Consider the following 15,606-nt stretch of genomic DNA (forward strand, 5'->3'; position numbering starts at 1 on the left):
TCTGAAAAGTGGGTTTCCCGCGCAAAGTGATCAATACAAAATCGCTCGTCCCGAGCGATGGTGTCGTCATCACGGGGGGCGAGGGTCATTTCAGAAGAGCCCGGAAGCAACGCCGCCGGGCGGGCATGAAAAAAGCGCGTCGCAGGTGCGGCGCGCTTTTTTTGTTTGCCGAGCCTTTATTTCAGGCTTTGTGCTTTTTCGCACGCTCGACGCCGGCGGTAATTTCAGCCTTGGCTTCGTGGGCGCCCACCCAGCCTTCCACCTTCACCCACTTGCCTTTTTCCAGGTCTTTGTAGTGTTCGAAGAAGTGGCCGATGCGTTCCAGCCAGTGCCCGGAGACGCCCTTGATGTCGTCGATGTGGGCGTAGCCGGGGAAGATCTTGGGCGAGGGGATGACGACGAGTTTTTCGTCGCTGCCGGCTTCGTCGGTCATTTTCAGCATGCCCACGGGATGGCAGCGGATCACCGAGCCTGGGACCAGCGGCAGCGGCAGGATCACCAGCGCATCAAGCGGGTCGCCGTCGCCGCCGAGGGTGCCGGGTACGTAGCCGTAGTTGCAGGGGTAGCGCATGGGGGTGGAGAGGATGCGGTCGACGAAGATCGCGCCGCTTTCCTTGTCCACTTCATATTTAACCGGTTCGGCATCCTTGGGAATTTCGATGACGACGTTGATTTCGTCCGGCACGTTGCGGCCGGCGCTGACGATATCCAGGCCCATGGGGCACTCCTTACATCTGTTCGAAGCGGGGAAAGCTCATCAGGATACGGCAAAGCTTGCCGCAGCGCACCAAGACAGTGGGCGGAAGCTTGCCTCATTCAGGCTGGCGGCGGTGGTTCGGCCGTCCATATGCCGCGCGAACGGGCTGGGCGGCTACATGGCCTCGAAGTGATCCAGGCACTGGCCCAGCAGCTGCATGGCCTCGCGCAGCTCGGCCACGGAAAGGCCGCAATACCCCAGGATCAGGCCCTGCCGCTGGGGCGGATGGATGTAGAGCGGGCTGATCGGATAAAGGCCCAGGCCGCGTTCATGCGCATACGCGATCAAGGCTTCGCAGCGGGCGCGGTCATAGTCGCGCAGCCATGCCACCACGTGCATGCCGGCGGGTGTGTCGCTGATCTGGATCCGGTCGCCGGCGTGTTCGCGCAGGCTCGCGATAGTCGCTTCGCGGCGCGCCTTCAATTCCTTGCGCGCCAGCCGCAAGTGGCGTTCGAAGCCGCCGTCTTCCATGAAGCGGGCCAGCGCGGCTTGTTCGATCACCGGACAGGCGATGTCGCCCAGGTATTTGGCATTGAGGAAATCGACGCGCAGTGCGGCGGGCAACACCATGTACGCCAGACGCAGGCCGCCGAACATGACTTTGGAGAAGGTGCCGACGTAGATCACGCGATCGGCTTCGTCCAGCGCGCGCAGTGCGGCGAGCGGATGCGCGTCGTAGCGGAACTCGCCGTCGTAGTCGTCCTCGAGGATCCAGCAGTTGTGCTCGCCCGCGTAGCGCAGCAGCTCCACCCGGCGTTGCAGCGACATCACCGCGCCGGTGGGAAAGTGGTGCGAAGGGGTAACGTAAATCAGTCGCGGCGAATCGTCGGGAAGCTGGCGGCAGATCATGCCTTCGTCATCGGTATTGACCGGAATCAGCGTAGCGCCGTGGGCGACAAGCGCCTGGTGCGCACTGAAGTAATGCGGCTCTTCCAGCACCACCGGATCGCCTTCGTTGAGCAGCACGCGTGCAGTGAGGTCGATGGCCTGCTGCGTACCGGCCACGATCAGCACGTCGTCGGGTTCGGCATGCACGCCGCGGCGGCGTGCGAGGTAGTCGCACGTCTGCTTGCGCAATGCGCCGACGCCGGCGACCTCGGTGATGTTCAACCGCGTATAGGCGGCCGCACGCGCCAGCTCACGCCCCCATGCATTGTTGAGCGCGGGGTTGATCTGCGGATTGCCGTATTGCAGGTTGTAGCGCACGTTGCGATGCATGCGCGGGATGTCCCAGTCGCGCACAGCGCGCGCGCGCTGGGCGTAGCGGGAAGGTGCCTGGATTTCCTTTTTCGCGTGTTGCGGCGCGGGCCTTGCGCGCAGGTCGCTGACGTAGCTGCCCGAACCGACGCGGCCATCGATGTAGCCTTCGGCACGCAACTGCTCGTAGGCGGCAAGCACGGTGGTGCGCGAAAGCTCCAGTTCGTCGGCCAATTCACGCGTGGGCGGCAACTGCGTGCCAGCGGTGATCCGTCCATCGAGGATGGACGCTTTCAGCGCACGCGTCAGCTGTTCGTAAAGCGGTCCTCGCCCGTCCAGTTCCAGGTACACGCACGACCCTCCAATTGGTACCTAGAAATTACGGTCAATTGGTTATGGAGGGAATGTGCCTAGATACCTAGTCTGAATGGGTCACGGGTTCACGAGCCATTCCCGGCCGCTCCCCAGGCCGGTACTCCGGCGGCGATGTCTCCCTCACTCCCCGCCCCCACGGGGTGGCCTGCAAGCGCCACTCCGTGGGTCTTCTTGTCGTGAAAGCATGATGTTTGGCTTGCGCGAAGCTGAAGGCCGCATGCCTGCGTCGAATGTTCACGCCGATCCGTGTGCAATGCCGTACGCCGGGGAGGTCGAGCATTGCCCGCTGGAGGGTTGCGCGTGGTTATTTGCGCGAGGAACTCTGGAAAGGCCGCTCGCGCAGCCACTTGGTGGCGATCCATTTTTCGCCCTTGGTCACCGGCAGACCCGCGTGCAGGGACGCGGTATCGCCCGTGTCGTAAGCGAAATAGACGGCCGAACCGCGCAATGCGGTCACGGTGAGCCCGATTTCCGGAAAGGCGGTGCCGCCGCCGGCCTCGGGCGTGTTCAGATACATCACCACGCTGGCGATGCGCTGGCCGCCCTTGGCGGTGATGGCGGCGAAGCCGGGTTGTTCGGGATCGAACCAGTCGTAGTGGGGCTCATATTGTTGTCCTGGCAGGTAATGCAGCACCTGCAGGCCCTCGCCGTGTTCGACGGGGATGTTCAGCAAGGCGGCAATGCGTTGTTCGATGCGCTTGACCAGGGTGGTTTCGCCGATACCGAAAAACATGCCTTCGCTGGTGCGGCGTGCATCTACTTGCTGCTTGCCGTCACTGTCCACCGTCATGGCTCGTTGCAGGCGCGGTTTCGCCTCCAGGACCAGCGCCTCGCATTCGCCTTGCGACAGCAGGTTGCCCAGCACGCGCAGCGCGGGCGATTCGACGCTGAGCGAAACATCGATGGTGCGCCCTTCGGCGATCGCCTGCGGCGGCTCGGGGTGGCGCGTGCGGCGGCCCTGGGTTTTGGGCGACTGTGCCCGCGCGTCGAGTGCCGAGATCGGCATGTTGAGCACGGTGGCGACGATGGTGCGGCTCTGCCGCGCGTCGTAACCGGAATCGAGCATCAGCTTGAGTACGGCCTCCACGCTGTGGCCGTCGCGGGTGGTGGAAAGAATCCAGTCGCGCAGTTCGGGGGTGATCGGTGAGTGCGATTTCATGGACAAAGCATGCCACAGCGATGCATCCGGCCGCATCGTGGCAGCCGGATGCCACGATGCATTTATTGCAGGCGGTCCCACAAGAATGTGTAGGCGAGCGCGTGCATGTACGCGGTCTGCTTGTTGTCCGCGCCGGCACCGTGGCCGCCTTCGGTGTTTTCGAAGAACCACACGTTCTTGTAGCCCATGCCTTCCATCTTAGCGGCCATCTTGCGTGCTTGCACCGGGCCCACGCGGTCGTCGCTGGTGGTGGTGTAGAACAGCACCGGCGGGTAGGCGGCACCGGCTTTCACGTTTTGATACGGAGAGAAGGTCTTGATGAAATTCCACTGCTTGGGATCGTCGGGATTGCCATATTCGGCAATCCACGATGCGCCCGCGGATAAATGCGTGTAGCGCTTCATGTCCAGCAGCGGCACTTCGCAGGCAATGGCGCCGAACAGCTGCGGATAAAGCGTGAGCATGTTGCCCATCAGCAGGCCGCCGTTGCTGCCGCCCTCGGCGCCCAGGTGCGCGGGCGAGGTGACCCCGCGCTTGATCAGGTCCTGGGCCACGGCCGCGAAATCCTCGTAGGCGCGCAGGCGGTTGGCCTGCAACGCGGCCTCGTGCCAGCGCGGCCCGTATTCGCCGCCGCCGCGGATGTTGGCGATGACGTACACGCCGCCACGCTCCAGCCACGCGCGGCCGATGGTGCCGCTATAGGTTGGCTGCAACGACACTTCGAAACCGCCGTAGCCGTACAGCAGCGTGCGGTTCTTGCCGTTAAGCCGCATGCCCTTGGGCGCGATCTCAAAGTAGGGCACTTGGGTGCCGTCACGGGAGGCGACGAAGTGCTGGCTGACTTCGAACGTCGATGCATCGAAGAACGCCGGGCTCTGCTTGATCGTCTGCGCCTGCCCTTCGCCCAGCACGCCGCGCTGCAGTGTGGTGGGGGTGAGGAAGCCGGCCACGCGCAGCCAGTATTCGTCGCTGTGGTCCGGATCGGTATCGACCACCTCCACGGTGCTGAACGTCGGCGCGCCGGGCATGGCTTGGCGCGTCCAGTCGCCGCTGTCCTTGGGCGTCAGCACGTCGAGGCGGCTTTTCACGTCGTCCATCACATTGAGGATGAGGTGATGCCGTGTCCATGCGTAGCTGGACAGCGCGGTGTGCTGATCGGGTGTGAACAGGGTGATGAACTGGCGCTTGCCGGCGATGAAGTCGTCGTACTTGATGGCGATCAAGGCGCCGGAGGGATAAGTGGCTCCGCCAATCGTCCACGCCTTGCGCAGTTGCACCAGCAGCCATTGCCGGTGCGGATCGGCGTTGGCGTCGCTGGGGACGTCCAGATGGATCAGCTTGCCGTCCTTGAGCTGATAGGTGTCGCTATGGAAAAAGTCGTGCGCCACGCCGATGAAGTCGCGCTCGAAGCCCGGCGTGCGATCGTGCACGGCGTTGACGGCGAGGTCGTCGGCCTTGCCTTCATACACCGTTGTCGCGGCGCTGAGTGGCGTGCCGCGCTTCCACACCTTGGCGATGCGCGGATAGCTTGAGGTGGTCATTGATCCGGGGCCGAAATCGGTGCCGACGTAGAGATGGTCGTCGTCGATCCAGCTGGCCTGCGTCTTGGCCACCGGCAAGTGGAAGCCGTCCTTGACGAAGGATTTGCTGGCGATGTCGAACTCGCGCACTTCCACCGCGTCACCGCCGCCGGGCGAGAGCGAGATCAGGCAGCGCGTGTAGGCGGGCTTGAGGCAATCGCTGCCCTTGAATACCCATTGCTTGCCTTCGGCCCGGTTCAGGGCATCGATGTCCAGCAGCACGTCCCATTGCGGGGCGGCCTTGCGGTATTGGGCCAGTGTGGTGCGGCGCCAGATGCCGCGTGGATGGGTCTTGTCCTGCCAGAAGTTGTAGAGATAGTCGCCGCGCCGCTCCACGAACGGAATGCGCGCGTCGGAATCGAGCACTGCCAGGATGCGGTCGCGCGTCTTGGCAAATTCGGCGCTGTCGGCGAACTGTTTTTGCGTGATGGCGTTCTGCGCCTTCACCCAGTCTGTCGCGCGCGCGCCGTGGATGTCTTCCAGCCACAGATAAGGATCGTCGCCGGGTGCCGGGTTGCCGGCGGTGGAAGTGTCGCTTGCGTGAGCCATGCCGCCCATGATGACGGCCCATGCCAGGGCCAGCTTGATCGGGTTCTTCGCACGCATGTTTGCGCTCCGTGGTGGGCGCGAGCTTGAGAACCCGCGCAGAAGCCAGAGCATGCATGCGTGAGCCCGGGGAACGCCAGTGGAGAAGGTCAGCGGAGCCCCGGGAGATTCCCCTCGCCCAAGCGAGGGGAATCGGCCGTAGACGATCAGAGCAACGGAATCAGTAGCAGCGCCACGATGTTGATGATCTTGATCAGCGGGTTCACCGCCGGACCTGCGGTGTCTTTGTACGGATCGCCCACGGTATCGCCGGTCACCGCCGCCTTGTGCGCGTCGGAGCCTTTGCCGCCGAAGTTGCCATCCTCGATGTACTTCTTGGCGTTGTCCCATGCGCCGCCGCCGGTGGTCATGGAGATGGCCACGAACAGGCCCGTGACGATGGTGCCGATCAGCATGCCGCCCAGCGCGACCGGGCCGAGCAGGAAGCCGACCAGGATCGGAATCAGCACCGGCAGCAGCGAGGGCACCATCATTTCATTGATCGCCGACTTGGTCAGCATGTCCACCGCGCGCGAATAGTCGGGCTTGGTGGTGCCTTCCATGATACCCTTGATCTCGCGGAACTGCCGGCGCACTTCCTCCACCACGGAGCCGGCGGCACGGCCGACCGCCTCCATGGCCATCGCGCCGAACAGGTACGGGATCAGGCCGCCGATCAGGAGGCCCACGATCACCCGGTGATCGGACAGATCGAAGCTAAACACCTTGCCCGGATGATCCAGCGCCAGACGGTGCGTGTAGTCGGCGAACAGCACCAGCGCGGCCAGGCCGGCCGAGCCGATCGCGTAGCCCTTGGTCACGGCCTTGGTGGTGTTGCCGACCGCATCGAGCGGATCGGTGACGCCGCGCACTTCGGCGGGAAGTTCCGCCATCTCGGCGATGCCGCCGGCGTTGTCGGTGATCGGGCCATAGGCGTCCAGTGCCACGATCATGCCGGTCATCGACAGCATGGCCGTGGCGGCGATGGCGATGCCGTACAGGCCCGCCAGCGCGTACGCGCCCCAGATCGCCGCGCATACAGCCAACACCGGCAGCGCGGTGGATTTCATCGACACGCCGATGCCGGCGATGATGTTGGTCGCGTGTCCGGTCGTGGACGACTTGGCCACGTGACGTACCGGCGCGTACTCGGTGGCGGTGTAGTACTCGGTGATCACTACGATGATCGCGGTCAGTACCAGGCCGATCAGCGCGCTGCCGTAGAGGTTTTTCACGCCCAGCGTGGCATCGGCCATCAGCGCGGTGGTGATCGGCCAGAACGCGATCGCGGCGAGCACGCCTGAGACCATCACGCCCATGTACAGCGCGCTCATGATTTTGGCGCCGCCGCGAACACGCACGAAGAACGTGCCGATCACCGAGGCGATGATCGAAGCGCCGCCCAGCAGCAGCGGATACAGCACCGAGTTGGAACCGGCCTGGTCGCCAAGCACGCCGCCCAGCAGCATGCTGGCGATCAGCGTCACCGCGTAGGTTTCGAACAGGTCCGCCGCCATGCCCGCGCAATCGCCCACGTTGTCGCCGACGTTGTCGGCGATCACGGCCGGATTGCGCGGATCGTCTTCCGGAATGCCCGCCTCGACCTTGCCGACCAGGTCCGCGCCCACATCCGCACCTTTGGTGAAGATGCCGCCGCCAAGGCGCGCGAAGATCGAAATCAGCGAGGAACCGAAGGCCAGGCCCACCATCGCATGCAGGGCGCGTTCGGTGTCGTAGCCGGCGTGGATCAGCGCCACGTAGTAGCCGGCCACGCCGAGCAGGGCGAGGCCCACCACCAGCATGCCGGTGATCGCGCCGCCGCGGAAGGCGACATTCAGTGCCGGGGCCAGGCCGCCGCGTGCCGCCTCGGCCGTGCGCACGTTGGCGCGAACCGAGACATTCATACCGATGTAGCCGGTCGCCCCCGACAGGATGGCGCCGATCGCAAAACCGATCGCCGTGCCCCAGTCCAGGGCGAACCCTATGATGACCAGCAGCACCGCGCCCACCAAGGCGATCGTGCGGTACTGGCGGTTGAGGTAGGCGCGGGCGCCTTCCTGGATAGCCGAGGCGATTTCCTGCATGCGCGCGTTGCCTGGCGATTTCGCCAGCACCCAGCGCACGGAAAACGCCCCGTACAAAATCGCCACGACCGCGCAAGCCAACGCGATCCACAAGCCATACTGCTGCAGCATCGGTGCCTCCCCTCCAGTGGTGTCGGCCGCCCGGACGGGCGGTCGGAGTCGAGTATAGGCAGAGGATGTGTGACGGAATGTTGTGCGGCGCAGCGGATGGACGCGCTATTTGCCGCATCCGTCGTGCATGTTCTTGCCCAATGCTGCTCCTCCCCCTGCTTGCATGGGGGTGAGAGGGGGTGCTCTTCATGCGCTTACCTGCATCGAGGCAAGATTGCCCGCCGTCCCCAGCCCTCCCCTGCAGGCAGGGAAGGGAGTGATGGCGCATCAATGCGCGAAATCAGGCAACCGCTTCGCCACCGCCACATTCTTCAACTGCACATACTTGGGCAGCCCGTCGCGACCATAGGGCAAGGGCGCTTCGCCCTGGATCAGCGGCGCGAGATAGCGGCGCGCAGCGGCGGTGATGCCCAAGCCATCGCGCGTGAGAAAATTTGCCGGCATTTTCTTTTCGCGATTGGCGATCTTGTCCAGCGCGGCCGGTTCGATCTTCCAGCGGTACGGCGCATCGGCCGTGCGCACGATCACCGGCATCACCGCGTTCATACCCTTGAGCGCGTATTCCACCGCGGCCTTGCCTACGGCGTAGGCCTGGTCGGCATCGGTCTTGGAGGCCATGTGACGCGCCGCGCGCTGCAGGTAATCGGGCAGCGCCCAGTGATATTTGTAGCCGAGCTTGTCCTTGACCAGCGCCGCCAGCACCGGTGCCACGCCGCCCAGCTGCGTGTGGCCGAACGCATCGCGCGTGCCGGCCTCGGCCAGAAACTGGCCCCGGGCGTTGCGGATGCCTTCGGAGGCGACCACCGTGCACCAGCCCACGCGCTCCACCGTGGCTTTTACCTTGGCGATGAAGGCGGCCTCGTCGAACACGCGCTCGGGGAACAGGATGATGTGCGGCGGCGCGTCCTGGCCTTCGCCGGCCAGGCCCGACGCGGCGGCGATCCAGCCCGCGTGGCGGCCCATCACTTCCAGGATGAACACCTTGGTGGACGTGTCGGCCATCGAGGCCACGTCCAGGCTCGCTTCCAGCGTGGACACCGCCGTGTACTTGGCCACCGAACCGAAGCCGGGACAGCAGTCGGTGACGGCCAGGTCGTTGTCCACTGTCTTGGGCACGCCGATGCAGCGGATGTCGTAGCCCATCGCCTTGCCGAGCTGGGAGATCTTCAGCGCCGTGTCGGCCGAATCGTTGCCGCCGTTGTAGAGGAACCAGCGGATGTCGTGCGCGCGCAACACTTCGATCAGGCGCTCGTACTCGGCGCGATTGGCGTCCAGCGACTTGAGCTTGTAGCGGCACGAACCGAACGCGCCGCCGGGCGTGTGGCGCAGCGCTTCGATGGCGGCGGCGGTTTCCTTGCCGGTATCGATCAGTTCCTCGCGCAACGCACCCAGGATGCCGTTGCGAGCCGCGTACACTTTCACGCCGTGCGCACGCGCGGTCTGGATGACGCCGGCAGCGGTGGCATTGATCACGGCGGTGACGCCGCCGGACTGCGCATACAGCAGGCGACCGGCGGCGGGGCGGGCTTTGGGCTTCATCGGCACTCTCCAGGCAGATGTGACACTTGGGCTTCAATCATCGATTACATGCGTATCAACCACTTGGCGGCCTTTACGCCGTTTTGCGGTTTGACGATACCCCCCGCAGACGGTACTTTGGCCGTATCATTTAAAGAATCCGTGGAACTGCGGCAGTGTGCGGCAGAACGCGGGTCTTGTGGAGTTCTATGCGACTTGTCCTCCTAGGTGCGCCCGGTTCGGGCAAGGGTACCCAGGCTGCCCGGCTCAAGGCCGATCTGGGCGTGCCGCACATCTCGACCGGCGACATGCTGCGCGCGGCGGTGAAAGCGGGTACGCCCCTTGGCGTGAAGGCCAAGGCCGTGATGGACGCGGGCCAGCTGGTGTCCGACGACATCCTGCTCGGCATGCTGGAAGAACGCCTCGCCGAAGCGGACGTGAAGTCCGGCTTCATCCTCGACGGCTACCCGCGCAACCTCGCGCAGGCCGACGCGCTCGATCACCTGCTTACCAAGATCGGCCAGCCGCTCGATGCGGTGGTCAAGCTTGAAGTGCCCAGCGAAGTGATCATCAAGCGCTGCGAGATCCGCTTCGCGGCCGAGCACCGCAAGGACGACGATCCGGTGGTGGTGCGCGACCGCTTGAAGGTCTACGCCCAGCAGACCGCGCCGGTTGCCGATTTCTACGCCCGCCGCGGCAAGCTGCAAGTGGTCGATGGCGTGGGTGAGCTGGACGAAGTCACCGCGCGCGTCAAGCGCGCGCTCGCCGCCGAATCGGCGGCCGCCAACGGCTGACCGCTTTTCTTCCTCTCCCCCTTCGGGGAGAGGGTTGGGGTGGGGGGCTGCTTGCCATCACCTGCATGTTCGACCGCGCAGCGATTTCGCAACACTTCAGCGACAAAGCTGTGTCTGTGTCGCAAGATCGACCCCTCATCCCAGCCCTCTCCCCGCAGGGGAGAGGGCGTACAACATCAAGTATCGAACACACGGGCACCTCATGCGTCTGCATATCCTGGGCATTTGCGGCACCTTCATGGGCGGCGTCGCCGCGCTGGCGCGCGAGCTTGGCGAAACGGTGGAAGGTTCCGACGCCCAGGTCTATCCGCCGATGAGCACGCAGCTCCAAGCGCTGGGCATCGGCTTGATGCAGGGTTATCAAGCCGAACATCTCAAGCCCGCGCCGGACCTGGTGATCGTGGGCAACGCCATGGTGCGCGGCAATCCCGCGGTCGAATACATGCTCAACGAGCAACTGCGTTACCTCTCAGGTCCGCAGTGGCTGGGCGAGCGGCTGCTGGTCGAGCGCGACGTGCTTGCCGTGGCCGGCACGCACGGCAAGACCACCACCACCAGCCTGCTGGCACATCTGCTGGAAAGCGCGAACCTCGCGCCCGGCTTCCTGGTCGGCGGCGTGCCGGGCAACTTCGGCATTTCCGCGCGGCTGGGACAGGGCCGGCATTTCGTCATCGAGGCGGACGAATACGACAGCGCTTTCTTCGACAAGCGCTCGAAGTTCGTGCATTACCGTCCGCGCATCGCGATCCTCAACAATCTGGAATACGACCACGCGGACATCTTTCCCGATGTCGCGGCGATCCAGCGCCAGTTTCATCATCTGGTGCGCACCGTGCCGGGCAACGGACGGCTGATCGTCAACGCGCACGATGCGTATCTGGCCCAGGTGCTGGCGATGGGTTGCTGGACGCCGGTGGAAACCTTCGGCATCGGCAAGGGCGATTGGCAGGGTACCCTGCTCGCCGCCGATGGTTCGCGCTTTGCGGTGCACTACAAAGGCGAGTCGATCGGCGAGATCCACTGGCCTCTGCTTGGCGATCACAGCGTGATGAACGCACTGGCGGCATTGGCGGCGGCGGCGGCGGCGGGTGCCGATCCGCGCACGCTGCTGCCGGCCTTTGGCAGCTTCGAAAGCGTCAAGCGGCGCATGGAAGTGGTGGGCGATGTCGAGGGCGTGCGCGTCTACGACGACTTCGCGCACCATCCCACCGCCATCGCCACCACCCTGGCCGGGTTGCGCGCCAAGGTCGGCAAGGCACGTATCCTGGTCGCGCTGGAGCCGCGTTCCAATTCGATGCGGCTGGGTGCGCATGCCGATGGCCTGGCACCGTCGCTGGCCGATGCCGATGCGGTGGTGTTTCTGCATCGTCCGGAACTGCCCTGGGATGCCAAGCGCGTGGCCGATGCCTTGCACGGCCGCGCCGTCATGGCGCCGACGGTGGATGATCTGCTGGCGTCGCTCAAGGCGCAGGCGCGCGCCGGCGACCATGTGGTGTTCATGTCCAATGGCGGCTTCGAAAACGCGCCGCGCCGCTTCGTGGCGGCGCTGGGCGATGCATCGCGTTAACCGATCGGCGCATCGAAACGCGGCCGGCGAAGCTGATATTCGCGTTGCGCGGCAAACCACGTGCTGAAGCTGAAACCCAGCGTGACCAAAGCCAGCACGCCACCGCCGATGACATATCCGGCCACGCCGACCAGCCAGTAGCCACCCCAGTACACACCCATCACGCCGAAGATGAGTACCGCGTTGACCAGCATGCGGCCGGTCGAATTCTCCGGCCCGATCAGGTGCACCGCCAGCGCCGCCAGGCTCGCCGAGGCCGACACGATCGCCGCGACGAACAGCATCTGCCAGGGATCTTGCGCGTGCACCAGCACCGCACCCAGCGCGGTATAGGTGAGCGCGGTGAGGATGCTGATCGGCACCAGCACGATCAGCGCATCGGAGATCGTCTTCTGGTAATGGGCACACGTTTGCGGGGCCAGGGTCAGATAAAGATCGGCCATGTTCGGGCGCATGCGCACCATGCCGGCATTCAATTGCGGAAAGCGCGACACGCTCGCCATGATGGCGTATCCGCCGATCAGCACCGGGCTGAAATGGGGCCGATGCATCACCACCAGGAAATAGAAACCGGCGAACACCGCGACCAGGGCGATGCGCAAGGCGATGGCCTGGGGATTGTCGTGCGGCAGCAGCAGGCGGCGCACCAGCACCATGCGCCGCGCAAAGGTGGGATGCTTGGCATACAGTGCCAGCGCGCGCTCCATGGCGCGTTGCGCCGCGCGATCGAACAACGCGTTGATACGGCGGGTGAAGGCGCCCGTGCGTTTGGTTTCGCCAGGCATGCCGCGTGCCATGCCGCGCCCGATAACGCTGCTTTCTAGCGGCGAGGCGTCGGGCTGGCGATCTTCCACGCGCAGCATCGGCCGGATACTTAGTGTGAGCAGCAGCGCCGAGATGGCGATCATCAGCAGCGGCGTGAGCGGCGATGCCCAAACCTGCGCAAGGATGTCCAGAAAGAGCCTGGGCTTCCAGCCGAACACGACGAACAGCGGCCACACATACAACCCCGCCGTGCGGTTTGCGCCCATCGTCAGTCCGATCGATGCAAGCAGCAGCATGCCGCATGCCACCAGCAGCAGGTGCGGCACCTGCAGCAGTGCGGCCGCCAGCGTGGGGGCGAGCACCCATGCCAGTGCGTCCAATACGCCATATGCCAGCAGGTGGCGACGGAATCGCGGCAGCAGAAAGCTCTCGGGGATGCATAGCATGCGCAGCACATGACCCTGGCCGATATGCCAGATCCAGGTCGCCATGCCGAACAGGATCGCGGCCAGCGGCATCATGCCGGGGTTGTCGAGCCATGTGCGGATGGCGAAGTACGCCGCGCCGGCCAGTGCGAGATGGGCGATCGCCGCGATCACCGGAAGACGGCGGAAAAGCTGCAGCCATAGCTGCCCGATGACGTTCATGCCAGCTCCACGAACACGTCTTCCAGCGTCGGCGTTTCGATGTGCAGGCTGGCATTTTCGCGTGCGGCCAGCGCGTGCAGGGATTCCAGCAGTGGATCCTCGATCAGCCATACCGCCTGTTCGCCCTGCACGCGCGACTTCAAAGCGCCGGCCACGGCCGGCGCGTGCGGCCAACCCTGCGCGCGCGTGAGCACCACGCGGCGCAGGCGTTCGCGCAGTTGCGCCAGCGGCCGCATGAATTGAATGCGGCCCTCGCGCAGCAGTGCGATATCCGCGTCCGCGCGTTCAAGGTCCGCGGTGATGTGGGTGGAAAAAATCACCGTCTTGCCGGGTGCGCGCATCAAGGCGAGCAATTCGCCCATGAAGGCGCGGCGTGCCTGCGGGTCGAGGCTGGCAACCGGCTCATCCAGCACCAGCAGGTCCGGATCGGGCGCGATGGCGCGCACGATGGCCAACTTCTGGCGCTGGCCTTGCGAGAGTTCGCCGATCTTCTGCCTGGCATCGAGCTCCCATTCCTGCAAAAGCCGATCGACCAGCGCCGCATCCCAGCGCGCATAGAAAGCGGCGGTAAAATCCAGATATGCCCGCACCTTCATCCACGGAAACAGGTCAAAGGTCTGCGGCACGAAGCCGATGCGGTGCATGCGTTCGCCGCCCGGTTCCAGCATCGGCTCGCCAAACAGTTCTACGCTGCCGCCATCGATCGGCGACAGGCCCAGCAAGCAGCGCAGCAGGGTGGTTTTGCCCGCGCCGTTGCGGCCCAGCAGGCCGATCACCCGGCCGGACGGGATGCTCCACTCCAGTTCCTTCAGTACCTGGCGCTGCTTGAACGATTTCTGCAGGCCCCGCACCTGCACGATGGCGGGTGCGGCAGGTTCGGGCGCGGCGGCTGGAGCGGGTGCGGCGGTAGCCAGATGGGACGCGGTCATCCGTGAAATTCTCCGTAGGCGATAGGCTGCACTCTGCCGTGCGTCGATGTCGCCCGTCCAGTGGCGGCCGCTCCGTTAAGATGGCCGCATGGCTGCCCAGCTTTCTCCCGTCGAGGTGCCGCTGTTCCCGCTCAATACCGTGCTGTATCCGGGCGGGCAGCTGCAATTGCGGATTTTCGAGCCGCGTTACCTGGATCTGGTGCGCGAATGCACGCGCACCGGATCGTCATTCGGCGTGTGCCTGATTCTCCAAGGCAACGAGGTAGGGACACCGGCGCTGCCGGCCGCGGTGGGAACGCTCGCTTCCATCGCCGATTTCAGCCATGGTTCCGATGGCCTGCTTGGCATCGCCGTCCAAGGCGGGCAGCGGTTTCGTGTGCTGCACACGCGCGTGCGTTCGGACGGCTTGATGCGCGGCCACGTGCAGCAATGGCCGGCCGAAGAAGCGCAACCGGTGCCGGTGGAATTTTCCCTGCTGCCCACCATCCTGGAACGCCTGATCGAAACCATGGGCCCGCAGTGGCGCCATGCGGAGCGCTCCTGCTATGACGATGCCGGCTGGGTCGGTTTCCGGTTGGCCGAACTGTTGCCGCTGGAGGGCGAAGAACAGCAGCAACTGCTCGAAATGACCGATCCCGTGCAACGGCTGGTGGCCTTGCGCGATATTCTTCCGCGGTTCCAGAAAGGGTGATGCCATGAGCGATCTATCGGGCAAGACCTTGTTCATTACCGGTGCGTCGCGCGGCATCGGCCTGGCGATCGGCGTGCGCGCCGCGCGCGACGGCGCCAACGTGGTGATCGCCGCCAAGAGCGGCGTTCCCAACCCCAAGCTTCCCGGCACCATTTACACCGCCGCGCAGGCGGTGGAAGCAGCAGGCGGCAAGGCACTGGCGCTGCAGGTGGATATTCGCGACGAACAGCAGGTGCACGCCGCCGTGGCGAAAGCGGCAGAGCATTTCGGCGGGATCGATATCCTGGTGAACAATGCCAGCGCGATCTGGCTGGCGGGTACCGAAGGCACGCCGATGAAGCGCTTCGACCTCATGCATCAGGTCAATACACGCGGCACCTTCATGGTCACCCAGGCGTGTCTGCCGTATCTGAAGCGAGCAGCCAATCCGCACGTGCTGATGCTGTCGCCGCCGCCCAACCTCGATCCGAAATGGTTCGCGCCGCATACGGCCTACACCATCGCCAAGTACGGCATGAGTCTGTGCGTGCTGGGCATGAGCGCGGAGCTGGCGCCGCTGGGCATCGCCGTGAATGCGCTGTGGCCCAGGACGGTGATCGCCACGGCGGCGATCGCCATGATCGATGGGGTGAAGCCCGAGCAATGCCGCCGTCCGGAGATCGTGGCCGATGCGGCGCACGCTCTGCTGGTGCAGCCCGCGCGGCAATGCACGGGACGGTTCGCGATCGACGAAGACGTTCTGCGCGACGCGGGCATCGATGATTTCGACGCTTACGCCTATCAACCCGGCACGCGTTTGTTGCCGGACTTGTTCTTGAACTAAGCCGTTCAGTAAACGCTGTCATCA

The 15,606-nt window shown here is 64.9% G+C and carries 12 protein-coding genes; 4 read left to right on the top strand and 8 right to left on the bottom strand.

What is annotated here, in order from left to right; translation table 11 throughout:
• Window positions 1-181 precede the first annotated feature (181 nt).
• From ppa to VME63_RS07505, 6 genes are all read right to left on the bottom strand, one after another.
• Window positions 182-718, bottom strand: coding sequence for an inorganic diphosphatase (gene ppa / locus VME63_RS07480; RefSeq protein WP_325431844.1), 537 nt, complete (start codon window positions 716-718; stop codon window positions 182-184).
• Window positions 719-871: 153 nt separating this feature from the next.
• A complete protein-coding gene (locus VME63_RS07485) occupies window positions 872-2,305 on the bottom strand; it encodes a PLP-dependent aminotransferase family protein (protein ID WP_325431846.1) in 1,434 nt (477 codons plus the stop codon).
• Between the two features lie 328 nt (window positions 2,306-2,633).
• Window positions 2,634-3,488: a 2OG-Fe(II) oxygenase gene (locus VME63_RS07490; RefSeq protein ID WP_325431848.1), complete on the bottom strand. Its 855-nt coding sequence runs from the start codon at window positions 3,486-3,488 to the stop codon at window positions 2,634-2,636.
• Between the two features lie 62 nt (window positions 3,489-3,550).
• Window positions 3,551-5,674 (bottom strand): prolyl oligopeptidase family serine peptidase, encoded by a 2,124-nt coding sequence (locus VME63_RS07495; protein ID WP_325431850.1) that lies wholly within the window; start codon window positions 5,672-5,674, stop codon window positions 3,551-3,553.
• Window positions 5,675-5,820: 146 nt separating this feature from the next.
• Entirely contained in the window at window positions 5,821-7,848 is a 2,028-nt protein-coding gene (locus VME63_RS07500) for a sodium-translocating pyrophosphatase (protein WP_325431853.1), read from the bottom strand.
• A 267-nt stretch (window positions 7,849-8,115) separates the two neighbouring features.
• A complete protein-coding gene (locus tag VME63_RS07505) occupies window positions 8,116-9,387 on the bottom strand; it encodes a 6-phosphofructokinase (protein ID WP_325431855.1) in 1,272 nt (423 codons plus the stop codon).
• A gap of 188 nt (window positions 9,388-9,575) precedes the next feature.
• On the opposite strand from VME63_RS07505, the gene VME63_RS07510 reads away from it, so the two are divergent.
• Together VME63_RS07510 and mpl are read left to right on the top strand one after the other, a co-directional pair.
• The gene (locus VME63_RS07510; protein ID WP_325431857.1) at window positions 9,576-10,160 is read left to right on the top strand and encodes an adenylate kinase; all 585 of its coding nucleotides are present in this window, start codon (window positions 9,576-9,578) and stop codon (window positions 10,158-10,160) included.
• A 202-nt stretch (window positions 10,161-10,362) separates the two neighbouring features.
• Window positions 10,363-11,727, top strand: a complete 1,365-nt coding sequence (gene mpl / locus VME63_RS07515; protein WP_325431859.1) for a UDP-N-acetylmuramate:L-alanyl-gamma-D-glutamyl-meso-diaminopimelate ligase — start codon at window positions 10,363-10,365, stop codon at window positions 11,725-11,727.
• Here mpl and VME63_RS07520 read toward each other — a convergent pair.
• Together VME63_RS07520 and VME63_RS07525 are read right to left on the bottom strand one after the other, a co-directional pair.
• Window positions 11,724-13,139 (bottom strand): hypothetical protein, encoded by a 1,416-nt coding sequence (locus tag VME63_RS07520; protein ID WP_325431861.1) that lies wholly within the window; start codon window positions 13,137-13,139, stop codon window positions 11,724-11,726. The genes mpl and VME63_RS07520 overlap by 4 nt on opposite strands.
• Window positions 13,136-14,068: an ABC transporter ATP-binding protein gene (locus VME63_RS07525; RefSeq protein WP_325431863.1), complete on the bottom strand. Its 933-nt coding sequence runs from the start codon at window positions 14,066-14,068 to the stop codon at window positions 13,136-13,138. Before VME63_RS07525 ends, VME63_RS07520 begins: the two co-directional genes overlap by 4 nt.
• Window positions 14,069-14,156: 88 nt before the next feature.
• Here VME63_RS07525 and VME63_RS07530 point away from each other — a divergent pair, with 88 nt between their 5' ends.
• Entirely contained in the window at window positions 14,157-14,759 is a 603-nt protein-coding gene (locus VME63_RS07530; protein WP_325431865.1) for an LON peptidase substrate-binding domain-containing protein, read from the top strand.
• A gap of 4 nt (window positions 14,760-14,763) precedes the next feature.
• A complete protein-coding gene (locus tag VME63_RS07535; RefSeq protein WP_325431867.1) occupies window positions 14,764-15,582 on the top strand; it encodes an NAD(P)-dependent oxidoreductase in 819 nt (272 codons plus the stop codon).
• Window positions 15,583-15,606 lie beyond the last annotated feature (24 nt).

This window comes from Dyella sp., assembly GCF_035503745.1.
In the GTDB taxonomy this organism is placed as follows: domain Bacteria; phylum Pseudomonadota; class Gammaproteobacteria; order Xanthomonadales; family Rhodanobacteraceae; genus Dyella_B.

Excerpts from the sequence above, each read along its gene's own strand:
- VME63_RS07500 (WP_325431853.1), bottom strand. The coding sequence starts at position 7,848 with ATGCTGCAGCAGTATGGCTTGTGGATCGCGTTGGCTTGCGCGGTCGTG.
- VME63_RS07525 (WP_325431863.1), bottom strand. The coding sequence starts at position 14,068 with ATGACCGCGTCCCATCTGGCTACCGCCGCACCCGCTCCAGCCGCCGCG.
- VME63_RS07520 (WP_325431861.1), bottom strand. The coding sequence starts at position 13,139 with ATGAACGTCATCGGGCAGCTATGGCTGCAGCTTTTCCGCCGTCTTCCG.
- mpl (WP_325431859.1), top strand. The coding sequence starts at position 10,363 with ATGCGTCTGCATATCCTGGGCATTTGCGGCACCTTCATGGGCGGCGTC.
- VME63_RS07530 (WP_325431865.1), top strand. The coding sequence starts at position 14,157 with ATGGCTGCCCAGCTTTCTCCCGTCGAGGTGCCGCTGTTCCCGCTCAAT.
- VME63_RS07490 (WP_325431848.1), bottom strand. The coding sequence starts at position 3,488 with ATGAAATCGCACTCACCGATCACCCCCGAACTGCGCGACTGGATTCTT.
- ppa (WP_325431844.1), bottom strand. The coding sequence starts at position 718 with ATGGGCCTGGATATCGTCAGCGCCGGCCGCAACGTGCCGGACGAAATC.
- VME63_RS07495 (WP_325431850.1), bottom strand. The coding sequence starts at position 5,674 with ATGCGTGCGAAGAACCCGATCAAGCTGGCCCTGGCATGGGCCGTCATC.
- VME63_RS07535 (WP_325431867.1), top strand. The coding sequence starts at position 14,764 with ATGAGCGATCTATCGGGCAAGACCTTGTTCATTACCGGTGCGTCGCGC.
- VME63_RS07505 (WP_325431855.1), bottom strand. The coding sequence starts at position 9,387 with ATGAAGCCCAAAGCCCGCCCCGCCGCCGGTCGCCTGCTGTATGCGCAG.
- VME63_RS07510 (WP_325431857.1), top strand. The coding sequence starts at position 9,576 with ATGCGACTTGTCCTCCTAGGTGCGCCCGGTTCGGGCAAGGGTACCCAG.